The following is a 26722-nucleotide window of genomic DNA, read 5'->3' as shown; positions in this document are numbered from 1 at the left end:
TTAAATTCACTTTGCTGCAAAAACTGCCTGCAATCATGACGTCTCCTGAAGGTTCTAAGCGTTATCTTTCGCTATACTCGAATAAATCGCCGGATAAGCTATTCATAGGGATAGCTTGTATAATAAATCGGCTTAGAGCCTGATATGAGATTATCATAACAGGAAGTTGTTCTCAGGTTGACAAGAAGAGATAAGGATTTAATGGCAAAAATACTCAAAGTGTTTGCAGTGATAATGGTAATGCTGGCGTTATTGGTGTCGATGGGATGGTATACACTTCCACGCTGGTTACCATTGATTGCCAGTTATTGGTTGCCACAAGGAGTCACGTTTTCTTTAAGCCAACCTCGATGGAAGAACAGCGGATTGTGGTTAGATGAACTGTCATTACAGGCAAAAGAGTGTGAATGGATCAAAATCTCCGGACTATCTGTGGAATACTTATCCGGGAAAAATAGTGAAAATCGCCACTGGAATATTCATGCCACCAATATTGATAGTCAGAGCCAATGCCTGGCGCAACTCTCTGTAGCAGAAGAGCAATCAGCACCGCTATCTGTGCAAGAGATATTATCCGCAATACCTTCGCTTAGTCTTACTGTTGATCGGCTGGCTCTTATGCCTTGGCCCGAATTTGCTGGCAAACTTCAACTGAGTTCATCATCCCAAGGGCAAATGTTCTCTTATCAAGGGGAAAAATTAAAACTCAATGCACATATTGCAGATAAACAAGATCTCATTGTACAGAGTTTTTTTGTGAAGCTACCTGAACAGGTGATTTCCCTGAATGGAAATATAGCATTGCCCTTAAATACTGCAACGCTACCAAGACATGGCCAAATCATAGCGCACGTATCTCTGAGCCAATATCCCGAACCGTTGCAAATGGCATTGAGTTGGCAGGAACAGCGCGGGTTGTTCACCGTTATTAAAGAAAAAAATCAGCAACTATTGGCAGAATTACCTTGGTCATTCGACGAATCGCAGTTCCAGATTGTTAATGGAAAATGGCAATGGTTGGAGAGTCATCAAGCGTTGTCTGGACGAGTAAATATTACACTTGAACAATGGAAAAAAGGTTTGTCAGGCATGTTTGCCAGTGGGCGGATAAGTCTGGTTACTCAAAATAAGCAGGGTAAAGGCAATGTTGTTCTTTCCGTGAAACCTACCCCAGTCAATATAACCAATGCTCATATTCCGTTTCAGGTTACCGGGCAAATGAATAGCGGCAGGATGGTTATGACGATGTCATTGCCTGCCGTTATAACAGGGCCATTGGTTGATCCTAAAATTACTTTTCGTCCAGGTGCTCTGTTTCGGGCATGGGGGAAAGTCAGTGAAACATTGACTGTCAAGGAAGCCAGATTACCTTTAGCAGGCATTTATTTGACTCGTGATGGCTTTACCGGCCGTCTTCAAGCTATTGTGACGGCACAAGACAGCTATTGGGGGAGATTTAAGCTACATCTGGATGGTTCTGCAAAGGATTTTATACCCGATCAGGGAAATTGGAATTGGCGTTATTGGGGAAATGGGCATTTACCACCGTTACAAGCCAAATGGGATATCGCGGGCAGGGGAAGTTGGAATCAATCAAAGATAACAGTAGATACATTAAATACCGGTTTTGATCTTATCCAATATGGTCTTGTGAAGATGCAAGCACCGCGCTTAAAACTGACAAACGCGTTAATTTGGGAGCGGACAGCAGATCGTCCCAATTTAACGGGAGATTTACAATTATCTGCTCAGAAAACAGAATTTCGTTCTGGTGGTTTTTTGCCTGCTTTTGATTTTAAAGCCACGCTTGCAGGAGAATCTCCTGAGAACTTTATGTTGAATGGTAAGCTATATTCTAACGGTATTGGTCCCATTCCCTTTTATAGTCGTTGGGATGGAAAGCGATTAAGGGGAGAAGCCCGCTGGCCGAGGCAATCTTTATTAGCCTTTCAATCTTTAATTCCGCCAGATTTGGGGATTACCGTGCTTGGTGGAACTCTCTATGCTCAGGCTGCTTTTTCCGCAGCAAAGGGGCAAGGATTGCTGGCTGGTGGTCATTGGGTGGTCAAAAATGCGGGTATGTGGCTGAAAAATGGGGAAGTTAATGACCTGGATTTTGTTTTACCGTGGCGTTTACAAGAGGACACGTGGCAATTAGGGCTGGGATCGCCCGTCCAGTTGCGGATCAAGGCAATTAAAGGTCTGTTTGATATGCAAAATGTAACAGCCGATCTGCTAGGATACTATCCCGCAACAGACAAACAGCCATTGACGTTGACCAATGTGAATGTGGATATGCTGGATGGAAAATTGGCGATGGAGCAATTACAGATCCCACAAAAAGAAGCTGCGGTATTGCGGTTTAACAAACTGAATTTGAGCAAATTAGTTGGCGTATTGAAAGTCAAACAAATAGCGATGTCAGGAAAAATTCATGGTGAATTACCCATATTATTAAACGATAAACATTGGATTATTCAACGAGGATGGGTATCCAATGAGGATTATCTGACATTAAGGTTGGACAAGGATACAGTTGATTCTATAGGAAAAAATGACTTATCGGCAGGTATGGCAATGGATTGGCTGCGTTATTTAGAAATCGATCGGTCAAAAGCTTACGTTACGCTCGATAACTTGGGGATCTTAACATTGCATTCAGAGATTAGTGGGGTAAATCCCGTGGTGGATAGAAAACGTGAAGTCAGGCTTAACTATCATCATGAGGAGAATATTTTTCAATTATGGCGTAGTCTGCGTTTTGGCAGCAATCTGGAAGAATGGTTGCAGAAAAATATATCTGTGATAGGTGGGAGTGATAAATGATAACAAATATTGGATTCAAGTTGCCAACAGCAAGAATGAGTGTAATGTGGATCAGCGTAGCTTTATTCAGTATGGCATTGATGGGCTGTCTCAGGCTGGAAGTGGCGACACCGGATAAGCCTATCAACATCAATATGAACGTGAAAATTGAGCATGAAATTCATATTAAAGTTGACAGGCAAATTGAAGATATGCTTAAAAATAACTCTAACTTATTCTAAGGGCTAACACATGAAAAAAGTAGGAATGATATTTCTGTTAAGCCTGTTATTCAGCCCTTTTGCCAAGGGCATGACGTTAAATGAAGCAAAACAACAAGGGCTGGTGGGAGAGACATTCAGTGGCTATCTTGCACCAGTAAAAAATGGCCAAGAAGCTCAATCAGTAGTGAAAAAAATTAACAATGAGCGGCAAAAGAAGTATGCGGAGATCGCGGCCCAAAACAACATGACGACAGAGCAAGTTGCCAGGATGGCAGGAGAGAAGCTGGTAAACCGCGCCGCTTCAGGCGAATATGTCCTTGGTATTAATGGTAATTGGGTGCAGAAATAGGGGGAATGATTCGACTTGGTTTGGCTATAGCATTAAAAATTTTTATCAATTTCCTGTTAAAATCTTCAATTTATGTGCTATATAATTAGTTGACATTTTATTGTGCTTTTCAAATGAAAGAGAATAATATCTTAGGAACAGCATATGTTACAGCATATAGTCAACATTATTCGTTTCTTTGTTTTTCTGTGTTTTTTATTACTGCCATCATCTTTGATGAGTTCTGGCTCTGTTTATAATATGAAAATGGAAGAAAAATACTTACAAAGCACAGAACAGAAAAATAACATGGATTTTAAAATTGAAAAATCAAGTAGAAACTTAGCGAATTCAAAAAATAAGAAAGAAAGCAATTCAAATGAAAATAATGATGCTTCAATAAATAAGGATCTAAACTCTATTAACCAAAATATCCAAATTGCAGGGAACATTCTATCATCTTCACCTTCAGAATTAGCGGAAAAAGTAAAAACCTATGCTTTGGGTAAATTTAACAGTACCGTATCTTCAGAATCTCAAAAATGGCTATCCCAGTTTGGGACTGTCAGAATCAACTTTGGATTAGATAAAAAAGGAAGATTAGAGAATAATTCACTCGACCTATTACTACCACTTTATGATAATAAAACAGATAGGTTATTTTTCTCACAATTAGGTTATCGTAATAAAGATAGTCGTAATACCATTAACGTCGGTTTAGGTGGGCGCTATTTTTATCAGAACTGGATGTATGGCCTGAATACCTTTTATGACTACGATCTAACGGGCAAGAATCAGCGCCTTGGGTTGGGTGGAGAAATTTGGGGAAATTACATTAAACTTTCTGCTAATACCTATTATCGATTAAGTAACTGGAAAGACTCACGGGATTTTGTCGGTTATTATGAACGCCCTGCCACCGGTTATGATATTAATGGGGAGTTTTTCTTACCCGTTTATCCTCATCTGGGCGCCAAACTGACCTATGAGCAGTATTTTGGCGATAATGTGACTTTATTCAATCGTGACACGAAACAGAAAAATCCTAACTTGGCTAAATTGGGGCTGACTTACACGCCAGTTCCGCTACTTACTCTGGGCGTGGATTATAAACAGGGAGAAAGCGGGCACAGTGAAACGCAGTTTTTGGCGAATTTCAACTATAAACTAGGTGTTTCCCTGAGCGGGCAGTTATCACCAGAAAATGTGGCAGCGGCAAGGACATTAGCGGGTAGCCGTTATGACCTTGTAGAAAGGAATAATCATATTGTACTTGAGCACCAGAAAAAACCGATTGCGCAATTGTCGTTACCGGAAACTATCGTTGGATACAGCCAGGAACAGCACGAAATTACCGTCAAATTATCATCTAATGCTTTTGTTAAGCAGATTCATTGGACAACCAATAAAGATTTTGAGTTGCGTGGTGGAAAACTTTCTTCCCGCGTCGGACACACCATAAAAATCACTCTGCCAACCTATTTATCCGGTGATAACCAAAATAACAATTACCCCATCTATGCTCTCGCTGAATTAGAAGATAACCAAAAATCAGCACCTGTCGAAATGCGTGTAATTGTCAGGCCATTTATACTGAAAAAACAGGAAGGGACTTACTTTACCCCTGCGGGGCCACTGCCGGCAACGGGGGATAAAAAGGATGGCTATACGTTTAACCCCGTGATTACCTTTGATACGGTCAATGGTGCCCCAATAAAAAATGCTACCATTAACCATGTTCAGTGGATAACCGATCCTAAAATCGGACCGGATTCTGGATTGAAATGGATTGATTGGGAAACATCAGACTCTATTACACTTGATGAGTATGGGCATTTCAAACGAAAACCGATATTAGTAAGTACCCGACCACATAAAGATGTCAAAGTGTACCTGCAACTGAATAACCAGCCGCCACAATCCGTGGGGGAGGTCAGCTTTGATAAAAAATCAACCAACTTCCACATTGATAAAGTTGAGGTTTCACCACCTATACCGTCGCAGATAGCCAATGGTTCCCAGACTTACACTTACAATGCTGTGGTATTAGATAGTGATAACAATCCGGCGAAAAATCAGAAAATCGCTAATGTGAATTGGAGTAAAGATAAGAACCACGATGGGCTTATTTGGAACCCACAAAATGGTGATGTCACAACGGATGAAAACGGGAGATTAACGGCAACCCTGGCCAGCACAGAGGCAATAAAAGATGTCACGGTTTTACTTTCCATTGAAGGCCAACAGCCTGTTTCTGCACAATTTCCGGTGACCTTTACTGAAGATACCCAAGATTATCAGGTTAGAGGAGATATACAGGTCAGCCCGTCAGGGACGTTAACGGCAGACGGTGTCCAGAAATATACCTATATGGCGACAATCATAGGTATTGATAAAAATCCCATTTTCAAGAAAAACATTTCGAATGCGACATGGAAGATAGAGCATCCCGCTAACATGCCTGAACTCACGCTAGATCAATCAGATAAGACAACCGATGATCAAGGACAATTAACGGCACGCTTAACCAGCACTAAGGCAGTCCAGGGGGTTGTTGTTTCACTCACGGTTGGAAACCACAATCCGGTACAGGCAAAACGGGCGGTAGATTTTAAACCGGAACAAATGTCAATAACAGTGACACCATCAAGCCCAAGATTAGTAGGTAATAGTTATACTCTGACAGTGAGTGTTAAGGATACTATAGGTAAAAATTCAGAGGCTGGTAAGAAAGTTAATTGGACTATAAAGGCGCCTGACCAGACAGCGGTCACGCTTACCTCAACAACCAGTACAACTGATGGTAGTGGTAATGCCAGCACAACATTGACCAGTACGCAGGCTCAAACAGTGACGGTAGAGGCTTCTGTAGAAGGTTCTGAAATCAAGAAGTCTGTGGATTTGGCGTTCAAATGGCCAACAATTCAGAAAATAGCGTTAAAACAAAAGAGTGGGAGCATTCTTCCAGGTGGGGAATATGATTTCACAGCAACAATATCAGGTACTGAGGCTGATGATATTGACAAATATAAGGGTAAATTTGAATGGATACTCAAGACTCCAACAGATAAAGGTCTCTCTCTTTCACCTCAGGGAGAAATCAGTATTTCACCAAATAGCGGGACATTAACGGCGAAATTAATAAGCCAGAAGAATCAGCCCGCTGTTAAAGGTGCTGTTATCTGTTTGACAATTGTTGGCGCACCTGCCTCTGAACTTCCGAAATGTGCCGATCCTGTCGATTTTAAAATAGAATTTGAAATTAGCCATGTTGAAGTCTGGCGTGTTAATCGGGCAGGGAAAAAAGAAGGATTTGATCCCAATAAACCATTACTTGGTGATGGAAAGTCAGAATATCAATACAGGGCGCTGATCGTTGAGAAAAAAGGTAATAAAAAGCCAATTTCTAATTATTCATTCAGTGATGTTAGGTGGGTTAGGGATCATTCAGAAGTTACGGATCTAGAATTACCTCAGCCTGAATGGGATAAGGCAGGTAAGACGGATGGAGACGGGTATTTATATGCAACATTGAAGAGTAGAGTAGTGGGAGTGGGGATTGATGATGTTGCAGTAACATTAAGTATGGCTGGGTCAGATGGAAATACGTTATCTCAGTCTGCCCATGACAAAGTCAGTTTTGATGTTGTGCCAGTGCTAGCAGCGGCAATGGTCTATAAGTATGATCCTAAAACAAAGACCGTAGATAAATCTGTTAGCAAACTTTTTACTGAGCAAGAAAGGCCATACAATATCTTTAGGCAATTGGCAGCTAAATTGAAATCCGTCAAAGGTGAGGAACTCGTTGAACCTGGGGATACTGCCGACTATAGCCCACAGCCGAATGGAGGGTGGCCTATAATAAATGTAGACAATAATACTGGATGGATTACATTTAACACCTTAGGGCAACAAGAAATTATCCTTGATATTACGAAAAAAAATGGAACAAAGCGTAAATACACTTATACATTTTTTCCAAAAATGCTTCTTATATCTGTACAGGGTTACGATATCTCTTACCCATTGAATGACAATAATAAGTGTGAATATCGAACAAGTGTTCAACATAACATATCACCTCTTTATTCAGACTTGATTTCAACAGGAGCAGGAACAGCATTATCTGATGAATTTCCGGACGCCTATAAATTTGGTATTTTAGATGATTTTAATCATATAGATACGACTTATATTAAAATGCTAAAATCTCGCCAAGGTAGCGGGAGTTATTTGGCATATGACACAGCTACTGGTAAGGAAGTACCGAATGATGATACGAGTCAATCAATATATGCATATGTTTTATGTGCACTGTATTATTAAGCAGAAATATAATGTAACAAAGAGCAATATTTCATAGCAAGCCGTGTGGATTTATCCATGCTGTACTTATTAGTTTAATCCAAGTATTATTAAATAAATCAGATCATAAACTATCCTCTAAAATACCATATGGTGAAAATTAAGTCAGGTGATAATTTTTTATTATCACCTGATAACCATTTTTCATTATACATTTAATTTTGAATTTAGCTTAATATAGTGGGGTTCATAGATAATATTTATATATTCACACAGTGAGGTGTACTATGTCAGAAACAAAAAAAAGTAATTTACAGAGTGGTGGTATTCCCTCAATAAAAATAGACGCAAAGTTATCAGTAACACCTGATACTACTTTAATCTATGGTCAGCAATTTTACTTTAACGTGATATTAACGGTTAATACTGGTAATTTGCAAGCAGGGTATTCTATTAGTATCACTGCAAAAGCTGATAGTGGTATAACAATAGTTCCACCGAAAGATGCTCCTGTAACATCTGGCCATGAAAATAGTATATATTCTGGACTATATACTATAGTAATCGACGATTATGATGCCAACACCATAAGAAATGGTAAAGTATCTTTTACTGTATCTTTAAATAATGGCAATAATAATGCTTATAATAAGGATTTTAGCTACAATGTAAAAAAAATACTTCCTTATACTTTGGAGTTACTTCCTGACAAACCAGTCTGCGTTATTCCTAAAAAATATTCTGATCCAAAATTCAATGATCCCAAAGATACGTATATTCTTTACGAAACTCAATTGCTAGAAGATACAGGTGATCATACACAAAATACTCCACTAAAAAAAGCGCTGGTTTATCTTATTGCTTCACTTGACGAAGATATCAGTAAAAATGTTATTATTACATCTGATCCAGATCAGAAAAATACGCCACTGATAATTTACACACCTACAAGCATTGATGGTAAAATATTTATTAGTCTTACAAGTGATGATAATAATGGAAAAATCAGGTTTCGTGTTTATTCAAATAATAAATCAACTGTTGGTAGTAGTGATACTAATTATAAACCGACCTTACTTTCCTTAGGATGTGTGATTTTAGGGCAAGAAGAATATCCACATATGTCAGAAAAAGTGTGTATTATTTCTCCCAGACCATTTCTTGCTTTCGATGATCTAGAACTATTACTGATACCTGCCGCTGACGGCGGTGTAATATACGGTGGGCCAGACGATCCTACTTTTGAAGTTACTATTCAACCTTATGATAATCCTACCCAAGATGATCATATTTTATTTTTCACAAAAGAAAAACATGGGATTCCTGATATTAATAGTTTAATATTACCCATTTATAATATGCAGGATGCTAACGAAGCTAAATATTCTTTTCCTATTCCTTTTGCCAGCTTTAAACCTGATGAATGGGAGGGGATTTTTTATGTTATTGCGAGGAAAGGAAATACTCGTTATTCAATGGGAGAAATGATTAAAATTTCAGGTGGTAGAGCAGACCTTGTACCGTCAGATGGAATAGAAAGAACCTATAATAAAGTTCAGGTTTACTCCAGTTTTGCTGATTATGCAGGTGACCCACAGTTGGTACAACCAGGAGAGGAAAATGCGTTGTTTTGGGAGAGAAGCTATACCACCAGAACGGAATTGTCAAATTATATAAAAAATGGCAAGCATGATGCCTATGTAAAAATAACAGCAACTAACGATCCAACAGATGATAAACGGCCAAAAGTGGGAGATACTGTATATGTAAATATGTACGTCAAGTCGGGTAATAAGAATTTTTTCCACAAGTTACCTGACACAAAACTTTCAGCGACTCTAGATACTATTCCGGCAAGTAATACAACTTTATGTTCTACAGTGATCCCAGTTAAACACCCATTATATTATGGAATACGTTCTTATAGTGACGGTTCACCCGCATTTGTTTATTTTGAGTATTATACGATGGATAAAAACAACAAGGCAACATTTAGTCATTATTGGCGCGGAATGACGGACACCTCATTGCCCGGCCTGGATGATGACGATGATTGATTTTATATTTTCATAGTAAATAACTTCATATTTTTTATAATATTAAAATCAACGATCCATATTTAACCCATAATATATTTTTATTCTTAACTGAAAACCATTTTCTGTGGAGGTAGTCAGCAACAGGTTTTAGCTCTGCCTTATTGGCTTTTAGATTTTAAGTGGTAGGGGTTTATTTTTAGGGATTTTAGTACGCCCCTCTGAGGTGAAATCAATGCCGCCTTCTATGAAGGCGGATTTTTACTAATATATAGCGTTCATAGATGACATTTATATATTAATACTGTGAGGTGAACTATGTCAGAAACAAAAAAAAGTCATTTACAGGGCAGTGGTACTTCCTCAATAGACGCGGAGCTATCAGTACCACCTGATATTACTTTAATTTATGGTCAGCAATTTTACCTTGACGTGACATTAACAGACAGTATTGGTAATTTACCGCAAGGGAACAGCATTAATGTAACTGCAAAAAAAGGCACTGGTATAACCATAATTTCACAAGGAGATAATGTTACAACATCTGGTCAGAACAACAGTATTTCTGGGCATTATCTCGTCATAATTGACAATGATCCTGATCTCATAACAAACGGCAAAGTATCTTTTACTGTAACTCTAGGTGCTTATGGTAATTATATTTATAATACACCATTTAGCTACAACGTAAAAAAAATATTTCCTTATACTTTGCAGCTTCTGCCTGAAAAATTAATCTGCGTTATTCCTAAACAATATGCTGCTCCTGCACAGAATGATTCTGAAGATAAGTATATCCGTTACGAGACGCAATTATTAGAGAATACAGGACACCCTGATTCAAAAATACCAGTAAAAAATGCGCTGGTTTATCTTATTTCTACACCTGAAGAGGATATAAGTAATAATGTTATTATTACGTCTGATTCAGAAAAACTAGGTACACCGCTAAAAATTTATACACCAACAAACGTTGATGGTCGAACTTTTATTAGTCTTACAAGTAGCGATAATAATGGAAAAATCAGGTTTCGTGTCTATCCAAATAATCAACCAAATAATAGTGGTAGTGAAACTAACTATAAGCCGACCTTGCTTTCTTTGGCATGTGTGATTTTTGGTTTGGAAGCGCCTATGCACATAGCTGAAAGTGTATGTTTTATTACTCCCAGACCGATTTTTAACTTCGATGATTTAGATCTATTATTGATCCCTAGCGCCAATGGTGGTGTAATAAATCGTAGGTCATCAGATGAGATTACTTTTGAAGTTATGATCCAACCTTATGATAACCCTAGCTCAGATGATAAAATTTTATTTTTCACCAAAGAAAAAGACCATATTCCTGATATTAATAGCTTAATATTACCCATTTACAGTATGCAGACAGGAGAAAAAGCTAATTATTCTTTTTCTATTCCTTTTGCCAACTTTAAACCTGATGAATGGACGGAGATTTTTTATGTGATTACTAACACAGGAAATACGCGTTATTCAGGTGGACAGCAGATTAAATACTCAGGTGAAGATGCAGACTTTGTGCCATCTGATGGAGTAAAAAGAACCTATAATAAAGTTCAGGTTTATTCCAGTTTGGCTGATTATAAAAATGACCCACAGTTAGAGCAGGCAGGGGAAGAGAACACATTATTCTGGGAGAATAGTTATACCACTAGAGTGGAGTTGTCAAATTATATTAACAATGGCGGTCATGATGCTTATGTAAAAATAACAGCAACTAATGATCCAACAGATGATAAACGGCCAAAAGTGGGAGATAATGTATATGTAAATATGTACGTCAAGTCGGGTAATAAGAATTTTTTTCATAAGTTACCTGATACAAAACTTTCAGCGACTCCAGATACTATTCCGGCAGGTAATACAACCTTATGTTCTACAGTGATCCCAGTTAAACATCCATTATATTATGGAATAAGCTCTTATAGTGACGGTTCACCCGCATTCGTTTATTTTGAGTATTATACGATGGATAAAAATAATAAGGCAACATTCAGTCATTATTGGCGCGGAATGACGGACACCTCACTACCTGGTCTGGATGATGACGATGAATGATTATATGCATTTTTAATGATATTAGATTTAATGTATTTTCTATAATAGAGTAATGGTTCTTGTGGTTAAACTAATATAAAGTCTGTTATTTTATATTTAGCGGATTTCAAAAAATAGTGCGCCGGAAAGAGAGTGAATTCCACAGCGCATAACCGGAATAATTGAAGTTTGGAAGGCAGTGAGAATAGAAATATTTCGTCGAGATATTGGTTGAAAAATTAAAAAGGTACTGATTATGATTGATAAAGAAAATATATTACAAAATGCTGTCCCATCGTCAGTCGTTCTGTCCGTGCCTCATCGTTCAGATGTGGTTATTGGGCAAAGTTTTTATCTTTATATTACTATGATGTTCAATGGGAAATTACCTTCGGAATTAAATGTTAATTTAACAGCGATTAACGGAATAACTGTAGACAGTTTGACTAAAGCCACTCCTATTACTGGTATAGAAAATGCTCTACGCTCAATTGCTTATTTAACTATTGATGATGACAGTACTTTAAAGTCCGGAGACACCATTGCGTATAAATTAGAGATACCTAATTTGCATACGCAAGAAATACATTATACTGCTAATTTGATTGATGCAGATTCTCTTAGGCTGTCAGTCGATAAATATATTTGTGAAGTACCACACACAGAGACTCATATTGATAATCAAAATAAGAATTTTATTCTTTATACTGCGAAATTGAAAAATAATAGTGGTAAGGAGATGATAAATACACCGATCCAGATTTTCTCAGTTATTAAAGATAGCCTAAATAATAAGGTGATTATTACTACTGATCCGGATGATGGGCAATCCACTCCTGTGACTCTTTATCCCATTGAGGAATATGAACAGGTTGTTATTCCTATCAATAGTAATCACCACGGTAAAATCAGTTTTCGCGTTTATCCAAAAAAGAATCAACCCATTACACTGCGGTTAGAAAGCGAATTGCCTGGGCTTGAAGTCTATTATGCAGCACCTTCTGTCTATATGCTGAACCCTAAGCCTGCTGATCCGCGTGAATTGCTTCCCGTCCCGATAATAAATAACTTGAGTCATGGTCAATTGCAAGCATTTGGCTCAGATTATACATTTGATGTAACCGTTGAGCCTTATACTAATTTTCATGGTGATGATAGTATTATATTTTTTATTGATGACAAACCTGTTTTACCCATTAAGATGATAGCGCACTCAGATATCCCTGATCACAGTTTTAAACTGTATTATGATCTGTTTCCAAAAAATAATATAGTACATCTTAATTACGTAATCGCCCCTGTAAGCGGGAATAATCGATATTCAAAAAAATTACCGATCACCTACATAGGTGGTGGTGAAAATAAACCGTCAAATAACATTGAACGTGTTTTTGACATGCCTGTTGTCTATGCTAGTTGGGCAGATCCTAATAGTCAACCACCGTTAAATCAGGATGATGACAATTTTATACTGGAATATGGCTCAACTATTAATAGTTCTTCAATCGCTGGCTATCAGGAAGAAGGGAATGAAGGTTATGGACTATTTGTAAAAATAATAGGAACAAATGATTTTACGGATACAAGCAAACCAAAATTTGGCGATACCATTCATTTCACAATGTACCTTAATGGTGATTCAAGTGATGATTTGAGTAATGATGACCAATATAAACAGATCAATGAATCCTTCACCACGGTTATTAACCATGTTCCTGACCATGATGGTAGTAAAACATCCACCACGGTTATTAAAATTAAATGCGATTTGTTGGTTAACTTTGCAAGCAGTTCAACTTATGGAATGCCAATGATTTATTTTGAATATTACATTGATAATGAAGGTGTGAGGCAATACAGTCATTATTATTATAGCAAAATAGAAACTGTCGGCGAATAATAAGAGTGGCAGAAGTGAACTTAGTTCATCTTTTATATATTTATAATTATGAAAGTTTATGGGGCGAATAATAATGTCATCTAAGAAAATTACGACTTCTATAAAACCAGGTTCAGATTTAGTCATAGGGGAAGAATTTATTCTCGACATCTTTTTAACATCTGATACACCTATTTCTAGTGATGCAAGTGTCGAATTGACACCTTATGGTGGTATAGGGTTACGTAGACATGTACCTCCAATCGTATTATCTGATAATAATAGAAAGGGAACGATTTCTGTTGAATTACGTGTTGATAATAATATTGTTGAAAACAATGAAATTACATTAGATATTCAGCCAAATTCAGCAGCAATAGGGTTTGAAAAAATCAGTGTATTCTATTATGCCAAAACTCTTGATTTTTCATCAGTTCAACTAGCTATCGGTGCTGATTATTTAGATATGCCGACAGAAGTTAATGACCCACCTGGTGGACGATATTTTGTGAAGGTGGGAACAGTAAAAACCGCAATAACAAATAAGGATAATACAGTCAAATTATCTGGTACACCTGTGAATATACTTGATACGCCTGACAGGAATTTTGATAAAGTGGATTTTTATCAGGATGATAAAAAAACGAAAATCCCTATCAGGAAGATTGGTAGTAAAAGAGGTTTCATCATTAACACAGATCCTCATGGTAAATTAAATTTTTATATTTATGCCAAACAGGAAAGTTCTGTTGTTCTGAATCTTTATTCACAAATATTTGGTGCAACAGGAGAAATTTCAGCTGATAAGACGCTATACATTTTGGATAGTGATCAAACGGATGTCAATTCAATGGATTCATTATCGGCTCCAGTTATTGCCAAAGTTAATAATGGAGTTTTACACAATGATGGTAGCTCTTTGGACTTCTCTGTTAACATACCACCATATGATAATGCGTCGGGGGGAGATACGATATTTTTCTTTATTAATGGAAAAATGATTGATAATCCTCACCGTTTGTTAGATCCAGACTATCTTGGAACACCTTTTATAAGGTTACCTTATAGTGTTTTCAATGAAAATAAAGAAAAGGTTAATTTTTACTATAGTGTTATTAAGGAAAGTGCGGATAGATTAGTTTCGGATTCTCTAGAGTTTACATACACAAAATATATTCCTCCAGCAGATAATGTTTATGAAAAATGTTTGGTTTATTCGAGTTTAGGAGTAGGGAAGGATAATTTAATTACGGAAAGTGATATTATAAATTACAAGACTATCTCTCATTATAAAGATAATGCCAATCATGAGGCTTTATTTGTTAAGGTTATAGGAACAAATGATCTAAATGATAAGACTAAAATACCTTTAGGTAGCGAAGTGACTTTGAATTTACATATTCATTCAAAGCTCAAAAAAGTAGATAAATCTTTCGGGCAAAAGAGGATGCCAACGACAGCTGGTGATGATGGTGTCACTAATTATGTCATCTTTGGTATACCTCAAATCTATCTTGAAGGAAATGATGAATTTGATATTTATAATCAAGGAAAAATTTATTTCTCTTATACTGTGAATATAGATAATACGAAAGTTATTAGTCAGATATGGAAAGGGCAAATCAATATCGCTCCTCCTGATGAAATAATTCCAATAGTAACTGGATATCAGCCAATCGGTGACGAATATGAAATACTTACAATTCAAATTAATGATAAACAGACATCTGAACAAATTAAAAATACGCCCATATCTTATAAAATAGATTCAGCCGTAAATATGAGTAATGTGTCTGAAATTGCTTCAAATCCTGATACGATACAATCAATGACTACAAATGAATATGGGCAATTTAAAATAAATCTTCAAGGGCAAAAGGGAGGATATGGCACTATAACGGTTACAGCCAATAATCTTGTTGGCAGCATAAAACATACTATGGGACAATATTAAGGAGATATTAGCAATGGCAACGAAAACACTTTCTTTTCCGGATATAAAAAAGGGTTGGTATGTTTCGTATTTTTTTCAAGTGTTAGCTGGATATGGCTATACAGTGACAATACAAGATAGTGTCACTGGGAGTACTTATGCTACTTGGGAAAAACCGAACAATGGAGATGATTCTCCCTATAGTAATACCCATTCATTTTGGTACACAGGACCAGATGGAAAGCTTATATGCAATGTTGATTGCCCTGAAAGTATTCGTCTTGATAATACCTGGGCTGAAAGTATTATAACACCAAGCTCAGGGAACCCAACTCTGGGAAGAACCTATTGTGCCGCCTTTGAGGATAATGGCACCGTGTCAGATGGTACAAACTATCCAATCGAATACAATAACTTATTTATCTGTCTGGTCGGTTGGTCTCTTTACCACGTCGGATAAACGTCCATTAATACTCCTAGAAAGGTTTGAGCTGCCCAGGGAAATTTGTATACACGGTTCTTAGGGGAGTAGTGGTCGATAAAATGGCCACTATTCACTCTATTTTCCAGATATAAAAAATGGTTGGTATGTTTCGTATTTTTTTCAGACTCGAATATTGTAACCTTTATGTCTGTCTGATAGGAGCGCATATTGCTGGTACTGTGAAAATAAAGCAGTAAAATGTAGTACTTGACTTTTTCGAATGGGGTTTAAGCAAAGCGACATACCTATAACATGGTTGCTACCATTGTCAATCATTGAAGATATGGATAAGTTTTTATTATTTCTGGGGATGACCATAGATTTGAGCGCGCCATTGGGCGCGCCAACTGATCTTAATTTCGTATATTTTATCGAACAATGTTAAGCAACGATTTTTTCAGATTGCTTCTGTCCCATTTTCGCTATGATATCATCTATTGCGTCACGGGCATCTTGATGTGTCTGGTTAGCGGATTCTGCACCCATTGCTAAGCCTTCAGCAAATATAAATTCTACATCGGTAATACCGATAAATCCGAGGAAAGTACGTAAATACGGTGTGACTAAATCTGCTGGGCTGTTTTTGTGAATGCCGCCACGACTAGTCAAAATAACAGCACGCTTGCCTTGTAGTAACCCTTGCGGGCCTTTTTCGGTGTACTGGAAAGTCACACCAGCACGGGCAATCAGATCAAAATAGGCTTTTAGTTGAATAGGGATTGTGAAGTTATACATTGGTGCGGTGATGACAATAACATCATGTTCTTTTAACTCTGCAATTAACTGATCTGACAGGGTCAATACTGTTTTTTGGCGTTCTGTTAATTCTGTATCGCTTGGACGCAAGGCACTGACTAACTCTCCGTCTAGTACTGGAACTGGGTTTTCAGCCAGATCACGTGTGGTAATGTTGCTCTCTGAATGATCAGCTAACCATTTTTCAACAAAGTAGTTAGCCAGTTTATTGCTTTGGGAATATTGCGCCAGGATGCTGGATTTCAGAACCAGTACGTTACTCATTCTCTACTTCCTCAGTTATCTACAACCCAAGTTACCTAAGATACTAATAACTTCATTTATAATATTGCTTGTGAATCATATTTTATATAGAGAATTGTTCAGTCAATAGCTTAATATTTTGAGATATTCATTCAAATCTATTGAATCAAGCGATGAATTAGTGAGGAGAGTACGTGATCACTCAAGATATGTTACACTTCTAATATCGTTATGCCATAAGAAAACAATCCTCTGAGCCTGCAAAGACAGCGCTACTCAGTTAAAAAACGTCACAAGGATTTATCACGTGAAATCACCTTTGACAGCACCATTTGCTGAATTATTCGCTGAACTTGATCACACACCGTTGCGCGATCAGTTCCGTTTAAAAAAACGTCTGCATGGAGCAGCAAAAATTAAGAATCAAGTCTCCTTGCAGGCTGTAGCACAATCCATCGCCGCGGATATAGCGACGGCAAAACAGAAAATTATGAATCGCCAGGCTGCGTGTCCTTCGATTCAATATCCTGAAAACCTGCCGGTTAGCCAGAAGAAAGACGATATCTATAAGGCTATTCGGGATAATCAGGTTGTTATCATTGCCGGAGAAACCGGTTCAGGTAAAACAACTCAGATCCCCAAAATCTGCCTTGAATTGGGAAGGGGAGTTAAGGGGTTGATCGGCCATACCCAACCCCGTCGTTTGGCAGCACGTTCGGTTGCTAATCGTATTGCGGATGAACTGGAAACACCGCTTGGCTCGACGGTTGGTTATAAAGTTCGTTTTAACGATCAGGTCAGTGAAAATACGCTGGTCAAATTGATGACTGACGGTATTTTACTGGCAGAATTACAGCAAGATCGCTTGTTATTGCAATATGATACGTTAATTATCGATGAAGCCCATGAACGCAGCTTAAATATCGATTTTATCCTCGGTTATCTGCGCCAATTACTGCCAAAACGCCCAGATCTAAAAGTCATCATTACTTCTGCAACTATCGATCCTGAACGCTTTTCCCGTCACTTTAATAATGCCCCGATTATTGAGGTATCTGGGCGTACTTATCCGGTAGAAGTGCTTTATCGCCCCGTAGCGGGTGATGAGCATGACAGTGATCGCGACCAGCTTGAAGCTATTATTGATGCAGTGGATGAATTAGGGCGTGAAAGCTCAGGTGACATACTGGTATTTATGAGCGGTGAGCGAGAAATTCGTGATACGGCGGATGCTCTCAATAAGCAAAATTTCCCACATACCGAAATCTTGCCACTTTTTGCACGGTTATCTAACAGCGAGCAGAACAGAATCTTTCAACCCCATGTTGGTCGCCGTATTATTTTGGCCACCAACGTGGCGGAAACATCCTTGACTGTACCTGGCATCAAGTACGTGATTGATACCGGTTTTGCACGTATTAGCCGATACAGTTATCGCACCAAAGTGCAGCGCTTGCCGATAGAACCGATATCGCAGGCTTCTGCCAATCAGCGGAAAGGGCGTTGTGGCCGTGTTTCGGACGGGGTTTGTATTCGCCTTTATTCGGAGGCAGATTTTTTATCACGTCCAGAATTCACCGATCCGGAAATCTTGCGCACTAATCTGGCCTCCGTTATTTTGCAAATGACTTCCATTGGGTTGGGGGATGTCAGCGCCTTCCCATTTGTTGAAGCACCGGATAAACGCAATATCCAGGATGGTGTTCGTCTGCTGGAGGAGTTGGGGGCTATTGATCCGGAGTCATTGTCAGAAGGGAGTTATCGACTGACTTCAATGGGGCGACAATTGGCTCAGTTGCCTATCGATCCCCGCTTGGCACGGATGGTACTGGAAGCGAAGGTATATGGTTGCGTTCGCGAGGTGATGGTGATTGCTTCTGCATTGTCAATTCAAGATCCACGGGAACGACCGTTGGAAAAACAGCAGGCTTCTGATGAAAAACACCGACGTTTTGCGGATAAGGATTCAGATTTCATCGCCTTTCTGAAGCTATGGGATTTTCTGGTGGAACAGCAGAACGCACTTTCCAGTTCCCAATTCCGCAAACTTTGTCGGCAGGATTATCTGAATTATCTTCGTGTGAGGGAATGGCAGGATATTTATACTCAGCTACGGCAGGTTGTGAAAGAAATCGGGTTGCCGATTAATAGCCAAGAAGCTGATTATCGCAGTATCCATGTTGCCTTGCTGACAGGGTTGTTATCCCATATTGGGCAGAAAGATACGGATAAACAGGAATATACCGGTGCACGCAATGCCCGTTTTTCCGTTTTTCCTGGCTCTGGGTTATTTAAAAAACCACCAAAATGGGTGATGGTGGCTGAATTGGTGGAAACCAGCCGCTTATGGGGACGTATTGCCGCGCGCACCGAGCCTGAATGGGTAGAGCCATTGGCGGCTCATTTAATCAAAAAACACTATAGTGAACCGCACTGGCAGAAATCCCAGGGGGCGGTAATGGCAATGGAAAAAGTTACCTTATATGGTTTGCCAATTGTGACGGGGCGTCTGGTCAATTACAGCCGAATCGATCCCATGTTATGCCGCGAATTATTTATCCGCCATGCACTGGTAGAAGGCGATTGGCAAACTCGTCATTCATTTTTCCGCGCTAATTTGAAATTGCGTGAAGAAGTAGAAGAACTGGAACATAAATCTCGCCGACGAGATATTTTGGTGGATGATGAAACCTTGTTCAGTTTCTATGATCAGCGCATTGGCAAAGACGTTGTTTCATCGCGCCATTTTGATCGCTGGTGGAAAGTTGCCAGCCAGGATCAGCCTGAATTGCTCAATTTTGAAAAGAGCATGTTAATCAAGGGAGATGCAAACAAAGTCAGTGCGTTGGATTATCCAAATTACTGGCATCAAGATAACTTGAAATTCCGTTTGAGTTATCAATTTGAACCGGGAACCGATGCTGATGGCGTAACAGTGCATATTCCTTTACCGGTATTGAACCAGGTCAAAGATGAAGGATTTGATTGGCAAATTCCGGGCATTCGCCATGAATTGGTTGTTGCATTGATTAAATCATTGCCAAAACCAATACGTCGTAATTTTGTTCCGGCACCTAACTATGCACAGGCATTTCTGGAGCGTGTGACACAACCTCAGGTCCCTTTACTGGATAGCCTTGAGAAAGAGTTGCGCCGCATGACAGGAGTGACAGTGTCACGCGATGACTGGCAGTTAGAACAAGTGCCTGATCATTTAAAGATCACATTCCGCATTATTGGAGAGAAGAAAACGGGTGAAAAAAATAAATCGTTAGCGGAAGGCAAAGATCTGTCAGCATTGAAACTGAAATTGAAAGAAAAAGTCCAGGAAACACTTTCCGCAGTTGCAGATGATGGCATAGAGCAAAATGGATTGCATATCTGGAGTTTTGGGACATTGCCTGAATGTTATGAGCAGAAGCGTGGAGGCTATTCTGTTAAAGCATTTCCGGCATTGGTGGATGAGAAAGACAGTATTGGTATTAAACTATTCGAAACCGAGTCCGAACAACATAATGCTATGTGGGAAGGAACGCGCCGCCTGTTATTGCTGAATATTCCATCGCCGATTAAATACTTGCATGAAAAATTACCAAACAAATCTAAACTGGGGCTGTATTTCAATCCATATGGAAAAGTATTGGATTTGATTGATGATTGTATTTCCTGTGGTGTTGATAGATTGATCGCAGAAAATGGTGGACCAGCTTGGGATGAACAGGCATTTTCCAGTTTGCATGATAAAGTTCGTGCTAATTTGAATGACGCCGTGGTTGATATTGCCAAACAAGTTGAGCAAATCCTGACTGCGGTCTTTAATATCAACAAGCGCCTGAAAGGGCGGGTGGATATCTCTCTCGCACTGGCGTTATCTGATATTAAAGAACAAATTTCTGGTCTGGTGTTTAATGGATTTGTGACTTCCCACGGTTGGAAACGCCTGGCAGATGTCTTGCGCTATTTGAATGGTATCGAACGTCGATTGGAAAAATTGGCGGTAGATCCTAACAAGGATAGGGCGCATATGAGCAGAGTTGAACATATCCAGCGTCAATGGCAACAATGGTTGGCAAAACTGTCTGTGCAGCAGAAGCAGTTAACGGAAGTAAAAGAAATTCGTTGGATGATTGAAGAACTTCGGATCAGCCTGTTTGCCCAACAATTGGGTACTGCGTATCCAATATCGGATAAACGTATTTTACAGGCGATGGAAAATATCGCGTCGTGATAAATAGGGGCAGTTGTGGCTTACAACTGCCCAAAAACGCTTAAAAGAATCCATTACTATTTTAGTTACAACATACTGATTTAACCCACTAACATCCCCCACTTAACAACATTACTACCAAGCAGGGGATAACTATCATTTACTGATATGTAAAAGTGATTGTTGCTGTTGCATCTGCTTTGCCCGGCTTAATTTCTGCTTCCGTTTGGATATAACGGGCAATTAATGGAATGGTTATATTTCCACCAGACTGTGTGGAGCCAAATACAACGGGAGTACGCATCGTTACGGGGCGGTTTTGATACAAAATTTGTAAACCAACTCCTTTTGCGACGTTGTCAATATTGTCCAAGGCCCAGATATCTTGGGCATTCCAGCTTACCGAACTGCCATCCAGCATCAACCCAACATCGACATTAGCATCGCAATTTATATTGATATCAAAACGTTGCATTCCCGCTGTGCTATGAATACCCCGAAAATCACTTTTTTTAATATCTCCCATATTGACTAAAATCATTTCTTGATTGAGAGAACAACCTTTAGTCACGATATAGGTATTCGATAAATTGAAAGTGTGAACAGGAATATTGTGACCTAATGTAGCACGAGTCAGTTTCGCCGATTTAACGGCTCCAGAACCCGTTGTTGGTGCAATCTTGATTAGCTGTACCGTCAAATAACCCCATGACTCACCGCAATATTGTTTTTTCCATCGAGATTGCGACGATGAAGGGCAAGTGAGTGGATAGGTCGCTGTTCTGGGTAGCCAATCAATACCATAACCGTATCCCCAGGTATTAATGCGGATGCCAACTCCAGGAACACCGGATTCATAAATGGCATCCTGATTATAGTTTGCAGGTTTAAGGTCAGGTTGTTCCCATATTGTAGGCAAGGAAGTATTGCAGAGGGCGATATTACTTTTTTCATTCACCTGCTCCAGACGTATTTCTTTGATAGTTGTTCCGATAGGATGGTTTCTGGGAATTGTAATCGAACCAAAAGAAACTGGAGTCATACCAGGTACAAAACCCGCAGAATATTGGCAATGGTATTTAGCTAAGCTAGAAAAACTACTCATCGTGCCGATGAGAAATGTACTTGCCAATAATAATTTTAATTTGTTGGCCATAGAATAAATTCCACTATTTTTATATATCAAATAAATATACCGACACTGCCATTTGCAAGAGATTATTCGCAAGAAGCTTCAACCATATACAAACCTGAAGCAGGTTCTTCATCAGAGAGTCGATAGTTGGCATAACACTCTTGTATTTCTTTATATCCCCATTTAACCCATATCCGGCCAAATTTAGGTATACCACTGAGATAAACTTGCCCATCATTACTGACAATTGCGCTGTTGGAAGCATCAATATCATGCTGTTTTTCCAGTGTCGCAGTTGCACCAAATGGGATTGCTTTACCTTGATGAGAAAGTATCAGTAAAGCACGATAACCAATACGAGTCTGGAAATTGGCCAGTGTCAATGAGCCTTGGGTTGGAATAATAGTTTGCGTATTGATATCAATATCAACATTGTTACCCATTGAATGCGTATCCAGGGCAATACGGTTTTTCCGATAACTACTGGCATAAGGCACAATGGCATAGCCTTTCCAGTCAGTTTTGATACCGATATGGTTTTGCACTTTGACTTCTGAAGCACCATTGGCGCGTACTAATACCGATGTATCCCCTAAAGGTTGGGAAAGGGTGATACCATAAGGATGGGCAACAATCCCGCCATTTAAACCATAAGTAAGTTGCCTGGTATATTTGTCATAATTGTAACCAGCGCTGACCTGGCCATATGTTCCTTTATATTCAGCGTTGATATTTCCGCCAACGCTTTGATTACGGTCAGTATAACTTTGCTGAATGCTATAAATCAGATTGTTATCTTCAAAAGCTGTACCATTTAAGCTGACTTGATGAGACGTATCACTGCTTTTGTTGCTGGTCATGCTATAGCTTACCCAACTATTTTTCAGCCAACGATCAAAGGGAATTTGCACACTGAATGAAACGATTTGCTCACTACGATTTGATCCAGGGAAAGCGCTGTGAGAATAATTCAAGCTATAATTAAACGAATTGTAACTTGTGTTATAACCCGCACTGACATTTTTTTCGTAGCCTTTTTGATGCCAATAATCTTGTTGAAAAGCCGATAAATAAATGGTTCCCCAATCCCCAAGGGATTGATTAATATGTAATTGTAATTTACTACGCTTATTGCTGCTCCTTCCATCGATTGCAGGGTTCAACTCATTCGCTTCTTTAAAATCGTAAAAATTTTGTGTCGAGTAACGATAACCTGCGAGAGTGAGGTTAGTGCCTGTCTGAGAGAGATCTTTGGCATATTGGAAACGGTAAGATTGGCCATAATTGTTGGAGTTCGACATTAAATTGGTTTTGGCGTAAGTCACATCAAAAGAAAGGGAACCCCAGTCAGACAGACTATAGCCTGTACCCAAAGCAACGGATTGATAATCTTTTGCAATTGTGCTTCCACCATAGGCAGTGACACGATTGGAGATACCATAAATCACCGTACCTTGCATGAAATAGGGGGTTTTTCCGCGGTGAGAATTAGACTGGTATTTCCCCAAAGTCAGCGAATGTCGCAAGCTATTTTCCCGTAACATAATCGGCACAGTGGAAAAATTTTGCACAGAACGATGTTCTTTCCCATTAGCTTCTTTGACAATAACCTCTATATCTCCGGTTGAGGTTGTTGGATAGAGGTCATTGATAACAAAAGGGCCGGGTGAAACGTAGGATTCATAGATAATGTAACCATTTTGTTTGATGGTGACTTGAGCATTGCTTTGGGCAATACCCCTAATTATTGGTGCAAAACCTTTTAGACTATCGGGCAACATATTGTCATCGGAAGACAATTGCATCCCGCGAAACTGAAAGCTATCAAATATAAGTGAAGGTGTGTAACTGTCTCCAAATATTAATTGGCTTTTCAATGCATGAATATCTCGTTGCAGATATATATTAATATTCTGCCATTTTTTATTTTGACTACTGTAAGTGGAATAGTTGCGCAAACGCCACGCATCCCAATTAACGCCCGTTCTAAGGTTGAGAAAATGGTTTTTTGTCGAACCTACTTGATCATCCTGCCAAGTCATGGAACCACTATAGCTATAGTTGACTAACAGAGACGTTAATCCCTGATCCCACAAATGAGGTGGCACGTAGTCTCTCGCCTGACTCTTTAAGGCTGCTTGGGGAATACTGATATCCAGCCGTTGATGTTTGAAATCGAACGAGGTTGATGCAGATGGAATATATTGACCGAGATCAATAAGCTCCGTTTCTGGTGGCAAAGTAAGTAGCGTAGGGGATGATTCAATATTCACCCCCATTTCTCTGAGTTGTTGTATCTTAATTTTTGGAAATAGCTTGTTATTAACGATAATAAAATCGACATTTCCCGTATCTACTTTTTCTTGATTAAGATAAATATCTACCCAATAACGTCCGGGAGGTTGCTGATCATCTTGAGTAAAGATAGAGAGATCAATATCTTCAAAACCTGAATGGTTTTCCAGTGCATTGATATTGAAATACTCTTCTGCGTAAGCTTTATTGTTATACATCCAAAGAGAAGTGGTTAACAATGCACAAATCGGCACATTACAATATAGACAACGCAAGCGTAGCTTGATAAGTAACGCCCAATTACCAGAACTATTTTGTTGAAGATAATGACGATAGCTATTCATAATAAATTTTTAATTTTGATATACCTACTATCCTACAACTCACGTTTTTCTTCTGGTGTTACGCCACCAAAATCATTAATCGTTTTCCAGGTTACTCGATTGATATTTTTAATAGGGATATCCCAACTCTTTTGTTGAAACGGTGGGATCATTCCCGCAGATTTAATCTCGTAACTTTCTACATTATTGCCGGTGGTTAGCTCAGAAAAAGAGATATAGTAAGGCGTTGGGTTTTCTGCCATGAGTTTGTGTCCATCGGTTTTGAACTTTAGAGCCTTATAAGCAATACCGGCATTACCGGCGAGGTTGGCAGGGCGATAGAATAACTTAAATCGAGATTTTACCGTGATTTGCAATTGATTCTGTTCTGATTTAGTTGTGGCAGGAATAGACTTAATATTGAGCCAAAACAAAGACTCTTTGTCATCAGGTAATCCATTGCCAATTTTAACTATTCGTAAAATATTCTCATTCTCTGCTGTTAATTTAAAAAGTGGGGGAGTGATAATAAAAGGGGTTTTAGTTTCATCACCTTCACCTTCAACCCATGATTGAATGAGGTAAGAGATGCCAGCTTCTGGATTGTTAATAGAAATAGAGGCTTCTTTCTGGTCACTAATATAAACAACACGTGTGCCGCCAATAACGACGCCAGCAAAAGAGATATTCGTATTGAAAATGTAGATAAAGATAAAAATTAAAATGCGAAAGTATTTCAAAGCGGTCGCTCCAAACAATATTTAGACCAGAGTGATATTGTTTTGGCTTCCCTGCCATAACTTCCTTTTGGTTATAGGTAGTTAGTTATAGACAATAGTGAAGTTAGCGACGGCGTCACCCGCACCTGGAGTGACGGTTTCAGCTGTTGCTATGTATTTGGCAACAAATTTCAACTCTTCTGTCTTTCCATTTGAGAAATATTGAGGGCGTGAATTTTTTGCCAAATTGATCAAGGTATTACTGTCATCTTCATAAAGGGCAATTGCGACACCTTGAGCCGGAGTATCTCCACCATTACTGTTTAACGCCAAAAGTCGGTTACTGGCTCTGTCTGGTTGGCCGTCAAATTTGACCTGTGCTTGTTGATAATCTTTCGGGCAGTCAGTCAATTTGATACTAAAGCGAGTAGCGGCAGACGTGCTATAAGCCCCAGCAAATGAACTTGAGCTGATAGTTCCCATATTTACGGTTTGATTAGCTGAATTTGAATCAACTTTACACGCAGTGGCGGTAATTTTGCCCGTAAATTTAATTTGACCATCAGCAGCATGAGCTGCGGACATAAATACAGATGAAACAAATAAAGATGAAATAATTAGCTTGATTTTCATTTTTTAATATATCCCACCTCTGAAGAACGTATTCGACAGAGAAACCGATTATTGAGTTAATGTTTGTTGCGTATATGAATACAACAACGGATTACTTAGTTTACTTCTGAAAATAGCAAAGAGTTTTCTCATCAACAGATGAGATAAAAATATAGTAGCGAGTAAATAACAAAGTTCAAAATAATAACTTCACTAATCTCATAATTTGAAGTTTTAAGCTATTAAGAAAAAAATAATAGCATTGTTATGCATAACATCGATTTTTTTCTAAACATCAATGAGTTTTTGTTCTGTTTTATAAGATTAATTATTAATTGCTGACATTCTGTAAAAATAAAAGTTATGCAATACATATAATA

Annotated in this window: 15 protein-coding genes; 10 read left to right on the top strand and 5 right to left on the bottom strand. The window is 38.7% G+C overall.

Annotation, left to right across the window (positions count from 1 at the left end; translation table 11 throughout):
* The first annotated feature begins 201 nt into the window (after window positions 1-201).
* The 9 genes from IQ211_RS07105 to IQ211_RS07065 all read left to right on the top strand — a co-directional run bounded on the left by IQ211_RS07105 (window position 202) and on the right by IQ211_RS07065 (window position 16028).
* Window positions 202-2826 (top strand): YdbH family protein, encoded by a 2625-nt coding sequence (locus tag IQ211_RS07105; protein ID WP_189758426.1) that lies wholly within the window; start codon window positions 202-204, stop codon window positions 2824-2826.
* Between the two features lie 35 nt (window positions 2827-2861).
* Window positions 2862-3047: a YnbE family lipoprotein gene (locus tag IQ211_RS07100; RefSeq protein ID WP_223281581.1), complete on the top strand. Its 186-nt coding sequence runs from the start codon at window positions 2862-2864 to the stop codon at window positions 3045-3047.
* Window positions 3048-3057: 10 nt separating this feature from the next.
* Complete coding sequence (locus IQ211_RS07095) at window positions 3058-3378, top strand: YdbL family probable chaperone protein (protein WP_189758424.1); 321 nt, start codon at window positions 3058-3060, stop codon at window positions 3376-3378.
* Between the two features lie 144 nt (window positions 3379-3522).
* Entirely contained in the window at window positions 3523-7683 is a 4161-nt protein-coding gene (locus IQ211_RS07090) for an inverse autotransporter beta domain-containing protein (protein WP_189758423.1), read from the top strand.
* A 266-nt stretch (window positions 7684-7949) separates the two neighbouring features.
* Entirely contained in the window at window positions 7950-9719 is a 1770-nt protein-coding gene (locus tag IQ211_RS07085; protein WP_189758422.1) for a hypothetical protein, read from the top strand.
* A gap of 297 nt (window positions 9720-10016) precedes the next feature.
* Window positions 10017-11777, top strand: coding sequence for a hypothetical protein (locus IQ211_RS07080; RefSeq protein WP_189758421.1), 1761 nt, complete (start codon window positions 10017-10019; stop codon window positions 11775-11777).
* A 235-nt stretch (window positions 11778-12012) separates the two neighbouring features.
* Window positions 12013-13656, top strand: a complete 1644-nt coding sequence (locus IQ211_RS07075; RefSeq protein WP_189758420.1) for a hypothetical protein — start codon at window positions 12013-12015, stop codon at window positions 13654-13656.
* A 73-nt stretch (window positions 13657-13729) separates the two neighbouring features.
* A complete protein-coding gene (locus IQ211_RS07070; protein WP_189758419.1) occupies window positions 13730-15589 on the top strand; it encodes a hypothetical protein in 1860 nt (619 codons plus the stop codon).
* Window positions 15590-15602: 13 nt separating this feature from the next.
* A complete protein-coding gene (locus IQ211_RS07065) occupies window positions 15603-16028 on the top strand; it encodes a hypothetical protein (RefSeq protein ID WP_189758418.1) in 426 nt (141 codons plus the stop codon).
* 405 nt (window positions 16029-16433) lie between these two features.
* Here the strand turns inward: IQ211_RS07065 and IQ211_RS07060 are convergent, their stop codons facing one another.
* Complete coding sequence (locus IQ211_RS07060; protein ID WP_189758417.1) at window positions 16434-17072, bottom strand: FMN-dependent NADH-azoreductase; 639 nt, start codon at window positions 17070-17072, stop codon at window positions 16434-16436.
* Window positions 17073-17358: 286 nt separating this feature from the next.
* Here IQ211_RS07060 and hrpA point away from each other — a divergent pair, with 286 nt between their 5' ends.
* Window positions 17359-21279, top strand: coding sequence for an ATP-dependent RNA helicase HrpA (gene hrpA, locus IQ211_RS07055; protein ID WP_189758416.1), 3921 nt, complete (start codon window positions 17359-17361; stop codon window positions 21277-21279).
* Between the two features lie 139 nt (window positions 21280-21418).
* Here hrpA and IQ211_RS07050 read toward each other — a convergent pair whose 3' ends face one another.
* The 4 genes from IQ211_RS07050 to IQ211_RS07035 form a co-directional block, all read right to left on the bottom strand.
* Window positions 21419-22414 carry a fimbrial protein gene (locus IQ211_RS07050; RefSeq protein ID WP_223281576.1) on the bottom strand — a complete coding sequence of 332 codons (996 nt, stop codon included), beginning with the start codon at window positions 22412-22414 and terminating at the stop codon, window positions 21419-21421.
* Between the two features lie 62 nt (window positions 22415-22476).
* Window positions 22477-25032, bottom strand: a complete 2556-nt coding sequence (locus IQ211_RS07045; protein ID WP_189758415.1) for a fimbria/pilus outer membrane usher protein — start codon at window positions 25030-25032, stop codon at window positions 22477-22479.
* A gap of 32 nt (window positions 25033-25064) precedes the next feature.
* Window positions 25065-25751, bottom strand: coding sequence for a fimbrial biogenesis chaperone (locus tag IQ211_RS07040; protein ID WP_189758414.1), 687 nt, complete (start codon window positions 25749-25751; stop codon window positions 25065-25067).
* Window positions 25752-25832: 81 nt separating this feature from the next.
* The gene (locus IQ211_RS07035; RefSeq protein ID WP_189758413.1) at window positions 25833-26363 is read right to left on the bottom strand and encodes a fimbrial protein; all 531 of its coding nucleotides are present in this window, start codon (window positions 26361-26363) and stop codon (window positions 25833-25835) included.
* Between the last annotated feature and the right edge of the window lie 359 nt (window positions 26364-26722).

Origin of the sequence: Xenorhabdus griffiniae (genome assembly GCF_015163655.1) — a bacterium.
GTDB classification, from domain to species: Bacteria; Pseudomonadota; Gammaproteobacteria; order Enterobacterales; family Enterobacteriaceae; genus Xenorhabdus; species Xenorhabdus griffiniae.
The sequence above is the reverse complement of the archived record's forward strand: the minus strand, read 5'-3'. Positions and strand labels throughout refer to the sequence as shown.